The organism is Pseudomonas rustica (genome assembly GCF_018336155.1).
GTDB lineage: Bacteria > Pseudomonadota > Gammaproteobacteria > Pseudomonadales > Pseudomonadaceae > Aquipseudomonas > Aquipseudomonas rustica.
This window is the reverse complement of the sequence record NZ_JAGYHF010000009.1, coordinates 101,802-115,965: the sequence shown is the minus strand read 5'-3', so window position 1 is coordinate 115,965 and position 14,164 is coordinate 101,802. Positions and strand designations below refer to the sequence as shown.

The window sequence follows — 14,164 nt, the reverse complement described above, 5'->3', positions numbered from 1 at the left end:
GTTCTACCTCAGCTTCAGGGTGGCAAGGCCAACCAGCACGAGAATCACGGTGATGATCCAGAAACGGACAATCACGCGCGGCTCGGGCCAGCCCTTGAGTTCAAAGTGGTGGTGTATCGGTGCCATGCGGAACACACGGCGACCGGTCAGCTTAAAGGACGCAACCTGAATGACGACTGACAGGGTTTCCATCACGAACACGCCGCCCATGATGAACAGGACGATTTCCTGACGGACGATCACTGCGATGGTGCCCAGTGCCGCGCCGAGTGCCAGGGCACCGACGTCGCCCATGAACACTTGCGCTGGATAGGTGTTGAACCAGAGGAAGCCCAATCCGGCGCCAATCAGCGCGCCGCAGAACACGATCAGTTCGCCCGCGCCCGGCACATAAGGGATCAGCAGGTATTCAGCGAATTTCACGTTACCCGACAGGTAGCAGAAGATGCCCAGGCCGCCGCCGACCATCACGGTTGGCATGATCGCCAGACCGTCGAGGCCGTCAGTCAGGTTGACCGCGTTGCTCGAACCGACGATCACAAAGTAGGTCAGCACGATGAAACCCAGGCCCAGCGGAATGCTGTAGTCCTTGAGCATCGGCAGGATCAGCGTGGTTTCCACCGGGGTGGATGCGGTCATATAAAGGAAGATCGCCGCGCCGAGGCCAAACACCGACTGCCAGAAATACTTCCAGCGGCTCGGCAAGCCACGCGAATTCTTCTCGATGACTTTGCGGTAATCGTCGACCCAGCCGATGGCGCCGAACAGCAAGGTCACCAGCAACACAGTCCAGACGTAGCGGTTGCTCAAGTCAGCCCAAAGCAAAGTGCTGACGCCGATCGAAGACAGAATCAGTGCGCCGCCCATGGTCGGGGTGCCCGACTTGGACAGGTGCGATTGCGGGCCGTCGTTACGCACGGATTGACCGATCTGACGGTTCTGCAGGGTGCGGATCATCCACGGGCCATAGCACAGCGACAAAACCAGCGCGGTCAGCACACCGAGAATCCCGCGCAGGGTCAGGTACTGAAAGACCGCGAAGCCTTTGTAGAACTGTTGCAGATACTCCGCTAGCAGCAGCAGCATTAATGTTTCTCCAGACTGGATCCGCACAGAGCCGCAACGATGTTTTCCATCGCTGCACTGCGCGAACCCTTGATCAAAATAGTGGTGTTTGTGTCCTGCTCGGCGTCGAGGGCCTGGATCAGCTCGGCTTGCGTGCCGAAGTGATGCGCCTGTTCACCGAATGCGTTGACGGCGTGAACCATGTTTGGCCCGACGGCGTAAAGCGCGGAAACCTTGCCCCGGGCGTACTCGCCCACGTCGCGGTGCCCCTGCTCCGCCCAATCGCCCAACTCGCCGATATCCCCGAGCACCAGGACGGTGCGGCCGGAAAAGCCGGCGAGTATATCAACGGCCGCGCACATCGAGGTGGGGTTTGCGTTGTAAGTGTCATCGATCACGCGCATGCCGTTCTGCGCCAGTTGCGCGACGGTGCGACCCTTGACCGGTTGCACGGCGCCAAGGCCGGTGGCGATGCCGAACAGCGACACGCCCAAGGCGTGCGCGGCAGCGGCGGCGGCCATGGAATTGGCGACGTTATGGGTGCCGAGCAGGTTCAGTTGAACGCGCTCGACACCTTCAGGTGTGTGCAGATTGAAGGCCGGGCAACCACGGGCATCGGTGGTCAGATCGCTGGCGTAAAAGTCCGCCTGCGTGTTGCTCAGGGCGAAGGTCAACACCTTGCGACCGGCAGCGCGGGTCTTCCAGATACCGAAAGCCTTGTCATCGAGGTTGAGCACGGCGATGCCATCGGCCGCCAGCCCTTCGATGATTTCGCCTTTGGCTTCGACGATTTTTTCCGGGCCGCCGAACTCACCGACGTGAGCGGTGCCGGCATTGTTCAGAATCGCTACGTGCGGCTTGGTCAGCCCGACGGTGTAGGCGATTTCACCCAGACGCGAGGCGCCCAGTTCGATCACGGCCGAGGTGTGTTCCGCGGCCAGTTCGATCAGGGTCAGCGGTACGCCGAGGTCGTTGTTCAGGTTGCCACGGGTCGCCAGCACCGGGCCGCGCGTGCGCAGGATGCTTGCGAGCATTTCCTTGACCGTGGTTTTGCCGCTGGAACCGGTCACCGCCGCTACAGGCTGAGTGAACGCGGCGCGATTCAAGGCGCCCAACTGGCCGAGGGCCTGACGGGTGTCCTTGACCAGCAATTGCGGCAAGGTGCTGTCGGCGACTTCACGCTCGACCAGCGCAGCCACCGCGCCTTTGGCGGCGACGTCATTCAAATAGTCATGACCGTCGAAACGCGGGCCGGTCAGCGCAATAAACAGTTGGCCTGGCTGGATCGCACGGCTGTCGATGCTGACGCCGTCGAAGCTGGCATCACCGGCGATCAAACGGGCATCGAGGGCGTTGGACAGTTCGCTGAGTTTCAGGGCCTTAAGCATGGGCCACCTCCCAAGCGGTCAGGGCATGATCAGCCTCGACCAGGTCGGAGAAAGCGTGGCGCTCGCCGTTGATTTCCTGATAGTCCTCGTGACCTTTACCGGCCAGAACAATCACGTCATCGGCCGACGCGCCGGCAATCAGTTGTGCAATCGCCTGACCACGGCCAGCAACGAAGGTAACTTTATCCACAGCCGTGAAACCGGCGCGGATGTCATCGAAAATCACTGCCGGATCTTCAGTACGCGGGTTGTCGTCGGTGACCAGCACCTGATCGGCCAGACGCTCGACCACTTCAGCCATCAACGGACGCTTGCCGCGATCACGATCACCGCCGCAGCCGAACAGGCACAGCAGTTGACCTTTGACGTGCGGGCGCAACGCGGTCAGGACTTTTTCCAGTGCGTCCGGGGTGTGGGCGTAATCGACCACCACCAACGGTTGCGTGCCACCGCCAAGACGCTGCATGCGTCCGGCCGGGCCTTCGAGTTTCGGCAGCACTTTGAGAATTTCGTCGAGCGCGTAATCCAGACCGAGCAATGCGCCGACCGCAGCAAGGACGTTGCTCAGGTTGAAGCGACCGAGCAGCGTGCTGCGCAGATGATGTTCGCCCTGCGGCGTGACCAGCGTGGCGCGCACACCGTGGTCGTCGAACTGCGCTTCGCGGCAATACAAATAGGCGCTGCTGTCGAGCAGGCTATAGGTGATCAAGCGCGACTCACGTTTTTCAGCGGCCAGTTGCCGGCCAAAATCATCGTCGAGGTTGACCACGCGGCACTTCAAATCATTCCAGGCGAACAGCTTGGCCTTGGCCTCGGCGTAAGCCTGCATGGTGCCGTGATAATCCAGATGATCACGGGACAGGTTGGTCATCACCGCGACGTCGAACGCCAGCGCAGTGACGCGGCCCTGATCCAGACCGTGGGACGACACTTCCATGGCCACGGCTTTGGCGCCGGCCTTTTTCAGGTCGCCCAATGTCGCTTGTACGGCAATCGGATTCGGCGTGGTGTGCAGACCGCTTTCCAGTGCGCCATAGAAGCCGGAACCCAGCGTGCCGACGATGCCGCAATGCTGACCGAGCAGATCCAGTGCCTGCGCAACCAGTTGGGTCACGCTGGTTTTACCGTTGGTGCCGGTCACGCCCACCAGGTTCAGGTGATGACTTGGCTCACCGTAAAAACGCCCGGCGATGTCCGACAGTTGCGCAGCGAGGCCTTTGACCGGAATCAATGGCACGTCAGTGATCGGCAGCACAGTGGCGCCTTCGACTTCATAAGCTACAGCGGCAGCACCGCGTTGCAATGCATCAGCGATGTGCGCACGGCCATCAAATTTGCCGCCCGGCACGGCGAGGAACAGATCGCCAGCGCGTACGTTACGGCTGTCCAGCGCCAATTCACGGATCAACAGATCGTGGCCGGCGTGGGGGAATATCTTGTTCAAACTTAATGACATCAGCCGCGCCCTCCATTGGCTTTCAGCGGTATGACCGGGGTGGCGTTGGCCTGTTGTGTCGCCGGCAGATTGTCCGGGGTCACGTTCATCAGACGCAGGGTGCCGGACATCACACGGCTGAACACTGGCGCCGATACCAGACCACCGAAGTAGCCGGCCTTGCTTGGTTCGTCGATCACCACAACGATGGCGTAACGCGGATCGCTCATCGGGCCGAAACCGGCGAACAGCGAGCGATAGGAGTTTTCGGCGTAGCCCTTGGTGCCCACCGATGTTTTACGTGCAGTACCCGACTTGCCGGCCACGTGATACGCCGGCACCTGCGCACGGAATACACCGCGCGGTGCCTCAATCACTTGGGTGAGCATGCCTTGCATGGTTTTCGCCACAGCTTCCGGCAGCACTTGCGTGGTCTGCGGCGGCTTGTCGGTTTTGATCAGGGTCAGCGGCGCGAGACGACCGTTGTTGGCCAGCGCAGAGAAGGCGTGCACCAGCTGAATCGCGGTCACGGAAATACCGTATCCGTAAGACAGGGTCGCGGTTTCAGCCTTGCGCCACTCACGGTAGTTCGGCAGGTTGCCGACGCGCTCGCCCGGGAAGCCGAGGCCGGTGTCCTGGCCGAGGCCGACTTTCTGTGCGAGGCGATAAATGGTTTCGCCGCCGATATCGAACGCGACCTTACTCATGCCGACGTTACTGGAATTGATCAGGATGCCGGTCATGTCCAGCACCGGGCCTTCGGTTCTCGAAACGTCTTTGATGGTGTACTTGCCAATCTGCAATGTACCCGGATACACCTCGACGGTGTCGGTCGGTTTCCAGCGGCCGGATTCGATCGCGGCGCTCATCGAGATGGCTTTCATGGTCGAACCCGGCTCGAACACGTCGATCATCGCGCGGTTACGCATCATCGCCGGTTGCAGGTTGCGACGGTTGTTCGGGTTGTAGGTCGGCTGGTTGACCATGGCGAGGATCTCGCCGGTCTTCACGTCCATGATCACCAGACTGCCGGCCTTGGCGCCGTTTTCGATGATTGCGTTACGCAACTCGCGGTTGGCCAGGTATTGCAGACGCAGGTCAATGGACAACGCCAAGGGCTTGCCGGCCTTGGCGTTTTTGGTGACCTGGACATCCTTGATCAGCCGACCGCGCCGATCCTTGATGACCTGCCGTTTGCCCGGCACACCGGCGAGCCACTCGTCGTAGGCGAGTTCGACGCCTTCACGACCGTGGTCGTCGATGTCGGTAAAGCCAACCATGTGCGCAGTGACTTCACCGGCCGGATAGAAGCGGCGGAATTCTTCGATGCCGTAAACGCCTGGCACTTTCAGATCAAGCACAGCCTGGCCCTGCTCGGGGGTCAGCCCGCGCACCAGATAAATGAATTCTTTGTTGGCCTGAGCTTCGAGACGCTCGGTCAGGGCTTTCGGATCCTGACCCAGAGCTGCCGCCAGTGCCGGCCATTTCTCTTTGGCCGACTGCATTTCCTTGGCGTTGGCCCACAGGGTGGTCACCGGCGTACTGACGGCCAAAGGCTCGCCGTTACGGTCGGTGATCAGACCACGGTGAGCCGGAATCGGGATGTGACGCAGACTGCGTGCGTCGCCCTGACCTTTGAGGAAGTCACGGTCAACCACTTGCAGGTCGATGATGCGCCAGCAGATTGCTGCGACCATCACGCCGAGCAGTGCCACCATCAGGCGGAAGCGCCACGGGAAGAGTGCGCCTTCGAGTTTCATCATGGCGCCACCATCTTCACGTCAGCCGCGCCCGGAATGTGCATTTTCAATTGTTCGCTGGCCAGCACTTCGATCCGGCTGTGCGCGGTCCAGGTGCTTTGTTCAAGAATCAAACGGCCCCACTCGGCCTGTGCCTTGTCGCGCACGCTGAGTTCGTTATAAAGATTGTTGAGCAACTGGCGGTTCCAGTGCGCGCTGTAAGACACGCCGATGGCCGACACGAGCACGCCGATAAACAGCAGCAGCATCAGAAAGCTGCCGCCAGGCAATGGCTTGGCGAAAAGCTTGCTCACCGCAACTTCTCCGCGACGCGCATGACGGCGCTACGGGAACGTGGGTTGGCTTTGAGTTCGGCGTCGGAGGCCGTCTGCGCTTTGCCATGGACTTTGATTTTCGGTTCGAACGCTACGTGACGAACCGGCAGGTTGCGCGGCAGGTTGTCGGCTTCGCCTTTCACCAGTTTGCGCATGAACAGTTTGACGATGCGGTCTTCCAGCGAGTGGAAGCTGATCACCACCAGACGCCCACCGATTTCCAGTGCGTCCAGCGCGGCTTCGAGGCCCGCTTCCAGATCGCCCAGTTCGTTGTTGACGTGAATGCGCAAACCCTGGAACGCACGGGTGGCCGGGTTCTTGCCCTTTTCCCACGCCGGGTTGGCGACCTTGAGCACTTCGGCCAGATCGGCGGTGCGCTCGAACGGTGTGATATCGCGACGTTCGGCAACGGCACGAGCCATGCGACCGGAGAAACGTTCTTCGCCGTATTCCTTGAACACCCGGGCGATTTCTTCGGCCGGTGCGGTGTTGACGAATTCGGCAGCGCTGATGCCACGGGACGGATCCATGCGCATGTCCAGTGGACCGTCGTTGAGGAAACTGAAGCCGCGTTCAGCGTCGTCGAGCTGCGGCGAAGAGACGCCGAGGTCGAGCAGAATGCCGCTGACCTTGCCGCTCAGACCCTGTTCGGCAACCACCGAACCGAGCTCGGCAAAGCTGCGCTGCACAACGACAAAGCGGCCGTCTTCGGCCGCTAGCGTTTGCCCGGTGGCAATCGCTTGTGGATCTTTGTCGAATCCGATGAGACGACCATCTGTTCCGAGCTGGCTGAGGATCAGCCGGCTGTGTCCGCCGCGACCGAACGTACCGTCCAGATAGCATCCATCAGGACGTACGGCGAGAGCCTCCACGGCTTCGTCGAGCAGTACGGTGATGTGGTTAAAGCCGCTATCAATAGTCACAGGATCAAATCACGCAGTTCATCAGGCATGGCGCCCGGTTGTTGAATAGCAGCAAGGTCAGCGGCAGATACCGCGTCCCATGCATCCTCGTCCCACAATTGGAACTTGTTCAGTTGGCCTACCAGCATCGCGCGCTTATCGAGCTTGGCGTATTCGCGCAGACGCGGTGGAACCAGAAAACGACCACTACCATCGAGTTCGAGATCGACGGCATTACCAATCAATAAACGTTGCAGGCGACGGTTCTCTTCGCGAAGCGAAGGAAGTGCGCGCAACTTGGTTTCAATAATTTCCCACTCATCGAGCGGATAGACACACAGGCATGGATCAACGGCATCAATGGTCACGATCAATTGGCCGGAACTACGCGAAACGAGCTCGTCGCGGTACCGGCTCGGCATAGCGAGACGGCCCTTTGCATCGAGACTGATAGCGTTAGCTCCGCGAAACACGTCAGCGTTTCTCCAATTTTTATCGTTTTGAGCTCAAAAAACCCACTTCATGCCACTTTCCGCCACTTGCGCACACTATAGGAATGCGCCCACCACACCGTCAAGGCGCGGAGTAAAGGAAAACCCTTACAGAACGGAGATTTAGGAACATAAAAGGAGGGGTAACGACAAATTGGCGGATAGTTTTGACCAATAACTTGATGCAGCACTGGAAGCTGCGCTCGGAAGTTAAAGTAATTTGTTAAGAGTAAGATTTTTTCGGTATTACAAAAGCGCTTCTGCTGTTGATTGAAGCACGGTGGGAAATGGCTATTACTGCGTTTGCCGCTGCCGGACTTTCACAGCAGGTCTGCTGATATTACACAGCCCTGTTGCTATTGATTCAAGCAGGGAAAGAAAAAGGTGGAGAGTCGATCTGTAAGCCGGGTTCTGTCTTGAACAGTCATTCGTCTACGATGGCCATCACTGGACATCTTTAGCAACCTACCCGGTCCCAGCGCGGGCCACGCCTTGGGACCCTATTTGGTCTTGCTCCAAGTGGGGTTTACCTAGCCACGAACTGTTGCCAGACGTGCGGTGCGCTCTTACCGCACCTTTTCACCCTTACCGGCGCCGAAGCGCTTAGGCGGTTATTTTCTGTGGCACTTTCCGTAGGCTCACGCCTCCCAGGCATTACCTGGCACTTCGCCCTATGGAGCCCGGACTTTCCTCCCCCCCCTAATTTTCATAGAGGGCAGCGACTGTCCGATCGACTCTCCGCCGCGAAGGTTAACGGCAGAGCGCCCGAAGAACAAGCGCTAATAGCCGCAAAACCTGTCTGCGCGACGGGTTACTCGCCCTTCTGTTTCTCCAGCGCGACCTGATACAGCACGTTTTTGCGCTCGCCGGTGATTTGCGCGGCGAGAGCGGCGGCACGCTTGAGTGGCATTTCTTCGAGCAGCAGATTCAGCACGCGCATTGCCTCGCTGCTGACCGCGTCTTCAGACTCCGGCGCCGTCCAGCCCGCCACCAGCACCACGCATTCGCCACGCTGCTGATTGCTGTCGGATTCAACAAACTCGCGCAGTTCCGAGAGCGGCAAGCCTTTAAGCGTCTCGAAGGTCTTGGTGATTTCGCGAGCCAACAGTGCCTGACGCTCACCACCGAACACTTCTTCCATATCCTGCAAACATTCAAGAATTCGGTGCGGGGCTTCGTAGAAGATCAGCGTGCGCGGCTCTTCTTTGACCGCTTGCAGACGCGCCTTGCGCCCGACCGACTTGGCCGGCAAGAAACCTTCAAAGATAAAGCGATCGGATGGCAGCCCCGCCGCCGACAACGCCGCGATCAACGCGCACGCCCCCGGCACCGGTACCACCGCGATTCCGGCCGCACGGGCCTGACGCACCAGGTGATAACCCGGATCGGAAATCAGCGGCGTGCCGGCATCGGAAATCAGCGCAACGTTGTCGCCCGCCAGCAGACGGGTAATAAAGCGGCTACCTTCATCACGTTCGTTATGTTCGTGACAGGCGGCCAGCGGCGTGGAAATACCGAAGTGCTGCATCAGGCGCGCCGAGTGACGAGTGTCTTCGGCAGCGATCAACGCCACTTCACGCAGGATTTTCAGTGCCCGGGCGCTGATGTCGTCCAGGTTGCCGATGGGCGTCGCCACCACATAAAGCGAGCCAGCAGCGGAATTCGGGGAACCTGGAGCAGTCAAAGCGCACACCTCATGATCGGTAAAAGCGGCCATTGTAGCGCGTCACGAGGCTTGCGTTGCGCTCTGCCCGACCACGGTTTTGCACGCTGTAACGCAGCGCCGCAACATTTACTCCAGCTAAATTGACCGTTTCACGCCACTAACATCGCGCCCCGGCCAGTGCTTGGGTACAATTCCACGCTAATTTGATCGAGTATCAGGAACACTTACATGATCGCTTGCCTGCGGCTGTTCACTGCCCTCTGCCTCGCTGCCTTATTGGCGGCCTGCGCCAGCTCCCCTTCCTCCAGCCTTGGCGAACTTCCACGGACTCCGGACGCCAGCATCGAGCAACTGCTCGCGCAGGCCAGCCAAGCGAGTACCCCGGAAAAAGCTGCCCTGTTGCGCCTGAGCGCGGCAGATCTGGCTTACCACCAGGGCGATGCCGGACGCTCCGCGCAAATCCTGCAACAAGTGCCGATGGAGCAACTGAAGCCCGGCCAGCAGATTTTCGCCAGCACGCTGAACGCTGAACTGGCGATGACGCGCAATCAGCCGAAAGCCGCGCTGACCGCTCTGAGCCATCCAAGCCTGCAGCATCTGGGCGAAATGCCTGAAGAGCAGCAAGTGCGCACCGGCACCGTTCACGCCCGCGCGCTTGAAGCCGATGGTCAGACCCTGGCTGCCGCTCGCGAGCGCGTCTTTATCGCGCCGATGCTGAAGGGCGAAGCCGCCAGCAAAAACCACGAAGCGATCTGGACACTGATTGCCTCGCTGCCGAGCGATCAACTGCAAGCCAATACTACCGACGACCTCGGCGGCTGGATGGGCCTGGCACTGGCGGTGAAATCCGCCGGTACGCTGGAACAGCAGCAAGCTGCGATCGACACCTGGCGCGCACAGAATCCAAAGCACCCTGCTGCGATCAACCTGCCGCAACCGCTGACCAAACTCAAGGAACTGGCCAGCCAGCCCCTGAGCAAAATCGCCCTGCTGCTGCCGCAAGACGGCCAACTGGCTGCCGTCGGCAAAGCACTGCGTGAAGGTTTCATGGCGGCGCACTACCAGGCGCAACAGGCCGGGCAGAAGCCACCCGCTATCGAGTTCTACGACAGCTCGAAGCTGACCTCGATGGACGAGTTCTACCGCAAGGCTCAAGCTGACGGCGTGCAACTGGTCGTCGGGCCGCTGGAAAAACCACTGGTCAAACAGCTGAGCACTCGCCCGCAATTGCCGATCACCACCCTCGCGCTGAACTACAGCGAAGGCGATCAAGGCCCGGCGCAACTGTTCCAGTTTGGTCTGGCGGCTGAAGACGAAGCCCGCGAAGTGTCGCGCCGTGCCCGTGCTGATGGCCTGCACCGCGCTGCAATCATGGTGCCGAAAGGTGAATGGGGCGACCGCGTCATGCGTGCGTTCAGCCAGGACTGGCAGGCTAACGGCGGCACCATCGTTGCCACCGAGCGTGTTGATCAGCCGGTGCAACTGGCTCAGCAGATCGCCGACATGTTCCAGCTGCGTCAGAGCGAAGCCCGCGCCAAGAGCTTGCAAAACGCTGCCGGCACCAACGTCGCCGCACAGCCTTCGCGTCGTCAGGACATCGAGTTCATCTTCCTCGCCGCCACGCCGCAACAGGCGCAGCAAATCAAGCCAACCCTTAACTTCCAGTACGCTGGTGATGTTCCGGTTTACGCCACCTCGCACGTTTACAGCGCCAGCGGCGACGTCAACCAGTACAACGACATGAACGGCATTCGCTTCTGCGAAACCCCATGGTTGCTGGACAACAGCGACCCACTGCGTCAGCAAGTGGTTGCACAGTGGCCGCAAGCTGCCGGCAGCCTTGGCCGCCTGTACGCGATGGGTGTTGACGCCTATCGCCTGGCACCGCGCCTGGATCAGCTCAAGGCGTTGCCGGACAGCCGCATCGACGGTGAGTCGGGCAGCCTCGGCATGACCCAGACCCAACGCGTTGTGCGTCAGTTGCCTTGGGCGCAGTTCGTCAGCGGTCAGGTGCAGCGCCTGCCGGACACCCCGCGCTAATGCCCGACAGGTCACGCTCGCAAAGCGGTAAGGATGCCGAGCGCCAAGCGCTCGAGCATCTTCAACAACAAGGTCTGCGCCTGTTGGCGCAGAACTGGTTTTGTAAACGCGGCGAGCTTGATCTGGTCATGCTTGATGGCGATACAGTAGTATTCGTTGAAGTTCGCTACAGAAAAAACACTCAATGGGGTGGCGCGCTCGCTAGCATCGATGGGCGCAAGCAGCAGAAACTGATTTTTGCCGCACAGTATTTTCTTCAGCGCGAGTCGCGTTGGGCCAATCCCCCCTGCCGCTTCGACGTGGTGGCCATCGACAGCCATCCGAGTCAGCTGAACTGGTTGCAGAATGCTTTCGACAGTTGATCGTCGGCGCTGCAATCCGGACAATCCCACCGACAAATTTTGCTCTTTGCTTTGCGGGCTGCACTTTCATGTGCCGAATAGCCGCGCTACTTAAGGTCACACAGATGGACATGCAATCCCGAATTCGCCAGCTTTTCCAGGCCAGTATCGACACCAAGCAACAGGCGATGGACGTACTTGCACCGCACATCGAGCAAGCCAGCCAGATCATGGTCAACGCCCTGCTCAACGAAGGCAAAATGCTTTCGTGCGGCAACGGCGGCTCGGCCGGTGACGCCCAGCACTTTTCTTCGGAGCTGCTCAACCGCTTCGAGCGCGAGCGCCCAAGCCTGCCGGCCATTGCCCTGACCACTGACACGTCGACGATCACCTCGATCGCCAACGACTACAGCTACAACGAAGTGTTCTCCAAACAGATCCGTGCGCTCGGTCAGCCAGGCGATGTCCTGCTGGCGATTTCGACCAGCGGTAACTCGGCGAACATTATTCAAGCGATCCAGGCCGCACATGATCGCGAAATGATTGTCGTAGCTTTGACCGGACGCGATGGCGGCGGCATGGCCTCTCTGTTGCTGCCCGAGGACGTCGAGATTCGCGTTCCGGCCAATGTCACTGCACGTATTCAAGAAGTCCACTTGCTGGCGATCCATTGCCTCTGCGATCTGATCGACAGCCAACTGTTCGGGAGTGAAGAATGACCCCTAATCGCCTTGGCCTTCTGGCCTTGACCCTGTGCCTCGGCATCAGCGGCTGCACCTCGGTGGTGAACGCCAGCCGTGAAGCACCGATCGATGACGACCGTGGCACGCGCACCTTCGGCAGCAAGATCGACGACTCGTTGATTGAAACCAAAGTGGGTGTGAACGTGGCGAAGGCCGACCCGGCGCTGGACAACGATTCGCACATCGTCGTGACCAGTTTCAACGGTGTTGTTCTGCTCGCCGGCCAAACCCCTCGTGCCGACCTGAAAGCCAAGGCCGAACAGGCCGCAGCCGCTGTTCAACGGGTAAAAACTGTGCATAACGAGCTGCAGGTTATTCCGCCGTCCGGTTTCCTGGCTCGCCAGAACGACACCTGGCTGACCTCCAAGATCAAGACGCAGATGCTCACCGATGCCAGCATTCCCGGCTCGCGCATCAAGGTCGTGACCGAGAACGGTATCGTCTACCTGCTGGGCCTGCTGACCAAACAGGAAGCCACTCAGGCAACCAACCTGGTGCAGGGCGTTTCCGGCGTACAGAAGATTGTGAAGCTGTTCGAATACATCGACTGATACACCTCTGTGTAGGAGCTGCCGAAGGCTGCGATCTTTTGATCTTGCTTTAAAGATCAGGATCAAAAGATCGCAGCCTTCGGCAGCTCCTACAGTTTTGAGATGTATATGAAGTTTTGAGATGCGCATGCAATTTTGAGATGTGTATGCGGATTTGAGATGTGTATGCAGTTTTGAGATGCGCATGCAATTTTGAGATGTGTATGCAGATTTGAGATGTATGTGAAGTTTTGAGATGCGCATAAAAAAGGCGATCCATCCGGATCGCCTTTTTTTATTTCACCACTTTCAAACTTGGCCGGCCTGTTGGGCGCGGCGGTTCGCTGTCCGGTGGTGGCAAGTCGTCATCCGACTCGATCTCTTCCTCGTCATCCATCGGCGACTCGAGATCAAACACCATGCCTTGACCGTTCTCCCGGGCGTAGATCCCCAGGATGGCGCCAATCGGCACGTACAAGCTGTGCGGGACGCCACCGAAGCGACCTTCAAAGGTCACCACGTCGTTGTCCATGTGCAAATGCCGTACGGCACTTGGCGAGATGTTCAGGACAATCTGCCCGTCACTGGCGAAACCCTGCGGCACTTGCACCGCCGGGTACTCGGAATTGACCAGCATGTGCGGGGTGCAATCGTTATCCACAATCCACTCATAGAGCGCGCGAACCAAATAAGGTCGACTGGAGTTCATAGCGGCTCCTTAAGCCTTAGCGCATATCGCGTTCGACACCAGACAGACTCGCCTGGAAAGCCTCACGCGCAAACGAGCGCTCCATGTAATCAAGCAGCGGCTTGGCTGGCCGCGGCAGTTCAATACCCAAAATCGGCAAACGCCAGAGTATTGGCAATAGGCAGCAATCCACCAGACTTTGTTCCTCACTGAGGAAAAACGGCTTGTCGGCAAACAGCGGCGACACGCCCGTCAGGCTTTCACGCAATTCCTTGCGCGCCACGACACGCGCGGCCTCTTTGGACTTTGGATCAAGAATCAGATCCACCAGACCACACCAGTCGCGCTGAATACGATGAATCAGCAGTCGACTGTTGGCACGCGCCACTGGATAAACCGGCAACAACGGCGGGTGCGGGTAACGCTCATCCAGATATTCCATCACCACAGTCGACTCCCACAGCGCCAGGTCACGATCGACCAGCGTAGGCAGACTTCCGTAAGGGTTCACCTCAATCAGTTTAGGCGGCTGACGACCAGCTTCCACATAAATGATTTCGGCGCTGACACCCTTCTCTGCAAGCACGATGCGCACTCGGTGGGAATAGTGGTCGGCGGGGTCGGAGTAACAGGCCAACCGATTGGTCACGCCCATGGCGATCCTCCTCGCTTGTTGAAATGATTGGAACCGGAAAAACGCGCGCGCCCAGAGGGCGCCTCCCGCAATATCCGGCGAACCGGACGTTGCGTTATCGGAGGCGCCCTTGGGCGCGCGCGATTAACAGCAATGCTTTGAAGCGT

Annotated in this window: 14 protein-coding genes and 1 other RNA gene; 4 read left to right on the top strand and 11 right to left on the bottom strand. The window is 59.4% G+C overall.

The genetic code is table 11. From position 1 onward, the window contains the following. Window positions 1-3: 3 nt before the first annotated feature. The 9 genes from mraY to rsmI all read right to left on the bottom strand — a co-directional run bounded on the left by mraY (window position 4) and on the right by rsmI (window position 9,072). A complete protein-coding gene (gene mraY, locus KFS80_RS18685) occupies window positions 4-1,086 on the bottom strand; it encodes a phospho-N-acetylmuramoyl-pentapeptide-transferase (protein ID WP_008082775.1) in 1,083 nt (360 codons plus the stop codon). Next, complete coding sequence (locus KFS80_RS18680; RefSeq protein WP_212545540.1) at window positions 1,086-2,453, bottom strand: UDP-N-acetylmuramoyl-tripeptide--D-alanyl-D-alanine ligase; 1,368 nt, start codon at window positions 2,451-2,453, stop codon at window positions 1,086-1,088. The genes mraY and KFS80_RS18680 overlap by 1 nt, the downstream gene beginning before the upstream one ends. Beyond that, window positions 2,446-3,909 carry a UDP-N-acetylmuramoyl-L-alanyl-D-glutamate--2,6-diaminopimelate ligase gene (locus KFS80_RS18675; protein WP_212545539.1) on the bottom strand — a complete coding sequence of 488 codons (1,464 nt, stop codon included), beginning with the start codon at window positions 3,907-3,909 and terminating at the stop codon, window positions 2,446-2,448. The genes KFS80_RS18680 and KFS80_RS18675 overlap by 8 nt, the downstream gene beginning before the upstream one ends. Continuing rightward, a complete protein-coding gene (locus tag KFS80_RS18670) occupies window positions 3,909-5,648 on the bottom strand; it encodes a peptidoglycan D,D-transpeptidase FtsI family protein (RefSeq protein ID WP_178124211.1) in 1,740 nt (579 codons plus the stop codon). Before KFS80_RS18670 ends, KFS80_RS18675 begins: the two co-directional genes overlap by 1 nt. Continuing rightward, window positions 5,648-5,941 carry a cell division protein FtsL gene (gene ftsL / locus KFS80_RS18665; protein WP_053123650.1) on the bottom strand — a complete coding sequence of 98 codons (294 nt, stop codon included), beginning with the start codon at window positions 5,939-5,941 and terminating at the stop codon, window positions 5,648-5,650. Before ftsL ends, KFS80_RS18670 begins: the two co-directional genes overlap by 1 nt. Next, window positions 5,938-6,885 carry a 16S rRNA (cytosine(1402)-N(4))-methyltransferase RsmH gene (gene rsmH, locus KFS80_RS18660; RefSeq protein WP_371926024.1) on the bottom strand — a complete coding sequence of 316 codons (948 nt, stop codon included), beginning with the start codon at window positions 6,883-6,885 and terminating at the stop codon, window positions 5,938-5,940. Before rsmH ends, ftsL begins: the two co-directional genes overlap by 4 nt. Next, complete coding sequence (gene mraZ, locus KFS80_RS18655; protein WP_008147486.1) at window positions 6,882-7,337, bottom strand: division/cell wall cluster transcriptional repressor MraZ; 456 nt, start codon at window positions 7,335-7,337, stop codon at window positions 6,882-6,884. The genes rsmH and mraZ overlap by 4 nt, the downstream gene beginning before the upstream one ends. A gap of 402 nt (window positions 7,338-7,739) precedes the next feature. Continuing rightward, window positions 7,740-8,093, bottom strand: an RNA gene (gene rnpB / locus KFS80_RS18650) — RNase P RNA component class A. 73 nt (window positions 8,094-8,166) lie between these two features. Next, window positions 8,167-9,072 (bottom strand): 16S rRNA (cytidine(1402)-2'-O)-methyltransferase, encoded by a 906-nt coding sequence (rsmI, locus tag KFS80_RS18645; protein WP_159815078.1) that lies wholly within the window; start codon window positions 9,070-9,072, stop codon window positions 8,167-8,169. Between the two features lie 177 nt (window positions 9,073-9,249). On the opposite strand from rsmI, the gene KFS80_RS18640 reads away from it, so the two are divergent. The 4 genes from KFS80_RS18640 to KFS80_RS18625 all read left to right on the top strand — a co-directional run bounded on the left by KFS80_RS18640 (window position 9,250) and on the right by KFS80_RS18625 (window position 12,696). Then, window positions 9,250-11,061, top strand: coding sequence for a penicillin-binding protein activator (locus KFS80_RS18640; protein ID WP_212545538.1), 1,812 nt, complete (start codon window positions 9,250-9,252; stop codon window positions 11,059-11,061). Continuing rightward, window positions 11,061-11,423: a YraN family protein gene (locus tag KFS80_RS18635; RefSeq protein ID WP_212545537.1), complete on the top strand. Its 363-nt coding sequence runs from the start codon at window positions 11,061-11,063 to the stop codon at window positions 11,421-11,423. Before KFS80_RS18640 ends, KFS80_RS18635 begins: the two co-directional genes overlap by 1 nt. A gap of 104 nt (window positions 11,424-11,527) precedes the next feature. Then, window positions 11,528-12,121, top strand: coding sequence for a phosphoheptose isomerase (locus KFS80_RS18630; RefSeq protein WP_008082788.1), 594 nt, complete (start codon window positions 11,528-11,530; stop codon window positions 12,119-12,121). Further along, window positions 12,118-12,696 carry a BON domain-containing protein gene (locus tag KFS80_RS18625; protein WP_007917023.1) on the top strand — a complete coding sequence of 193 codons (579 nt, stop codon included), beginning with the start codon at window positions 12,118-12,120 and terminating at the stop codon, window positions 12,694-12,696. The genes KFS80_RS18630 and KFS80_RS18625 overlap by 4 nt, the downstream gene beginning before the upstream one ends. 274 nt (window positions 12,697-12,970) lie before the next feature. Here the strand turns inward: KFS80_RS18625 and KFS80_RS18620 are convergent, their stop codons facing one another. Both KFS80_RS18620 and KFS80_RS18615 read right to left on the bottom strand, forming a co-directional pair. Next, window positions 12,971-13,384 carry a ClpXP protease specificity-enhancing factor gene (locus tag KFS80_RS18620; protein ID WP_053123658.1) on the bottom strand — a complete coding sequence of 138 codons (414 nt, stop codon included), beginning with the start codon at window positions 13,382-13,384 and terminating at the stop codon, window positions 12,971-12,973. A gap of 16 nt (window positions 13,385-13,400) precedes the next feature. Then, the gene (locus tag KFS80_RS18615; protein ID WP_047303097.1) at window positions 13,401-14,018 is read right to left on the bottom strand and encodes a glutathione S-transferase N-terminal domain-containing protein; all 618 of its coding nucleotides are present in this window, start codon (window positions 14,016-14,018) and stop codon (window positions 13,401-13,403) included. Window positions 14,019-14,164: the final 146 nt, after the last annotated feature.

Bases quoted from the DNA above. Each gene is read 5' to 3' on its own strand.
- mraY (WP_008082775.1), bottom strand. From the start codon at position 1,086: ATGCTGCTGCTGCTAGCGGAGTATCTGCAACAGTTCTACAAAGGCTTC.
- KFS80_RS18680 (WP_212545540.1), bottom strand. From the start codon at position 2,453: ATGCTTAAGGCCCTGAAACTCAGCGAACTGTCCAACGCCCTCGATGCC.
- KFS80_RS18675 (WP_212545539.1), bottom strand. From the start codon at position 3,909: ATGTCATTAAGTTTGAACAAGATATTCCCCCACGCCGGCCACGATCTG.
- KFS80_RS18670 (WP_178124211.1), bottom strand. From the start codon at position 5,648: ATGAAACTCGAAGGCGCACTCTTCCCGTGGCGCTTCCGCCTGATGGTG.
- rsmI (WP_159815078.1), bottom strand. From the start codon at position 9,072: ATGGCCGCTTTTACCGATCATGAGGTGTGCGCTTTGACTGCTCCAGGT.
- KFS80_RS18640 (WP_212545538.1), top strand. From the start codon at position 9,250: ATGATCGCTTGCCTGCGGCTGTTCACTGCCCTCTGCCTCGCTGCCTTA.
- KFS80_RS18635 (WP_212545537.1), top strand. From the start codon at position 11,061: ATGCCCGACAGGTCACGCTCGCAAAGCGGTAAGGATGCCGAGCGCCAA.
- KFS80_RS18630 (WP_008082788.1), top strand. From the start codon at position 11,528: ATGGACATGCAATCCCGAATTCGCCAGCTTTTCCAGGCCAGTATCGAC.
- KFS80_RS18625 (WP_007917023.1), top strand. From the start codon at position 12,118: ATGACCCCTAATCGCCTTGGCCTTCTGGCCTTGACCCTGTGCCTCGGC.
- KFS80_RS18620 (WP_053123658.1), bottom strand. From the start codon at position 13,384: ATGAACTCCAGTCGACCTTATTTGGTTCGCGCGCTCTATGAGTGGATT.
- KFS80_RS18615 (WP_047303097.1), bottom strand. From the start codon at position 14,018: ATGGGCGTGACCAATCGGTTGGCCTGTTACTCCGACCCCGCCGACCAC.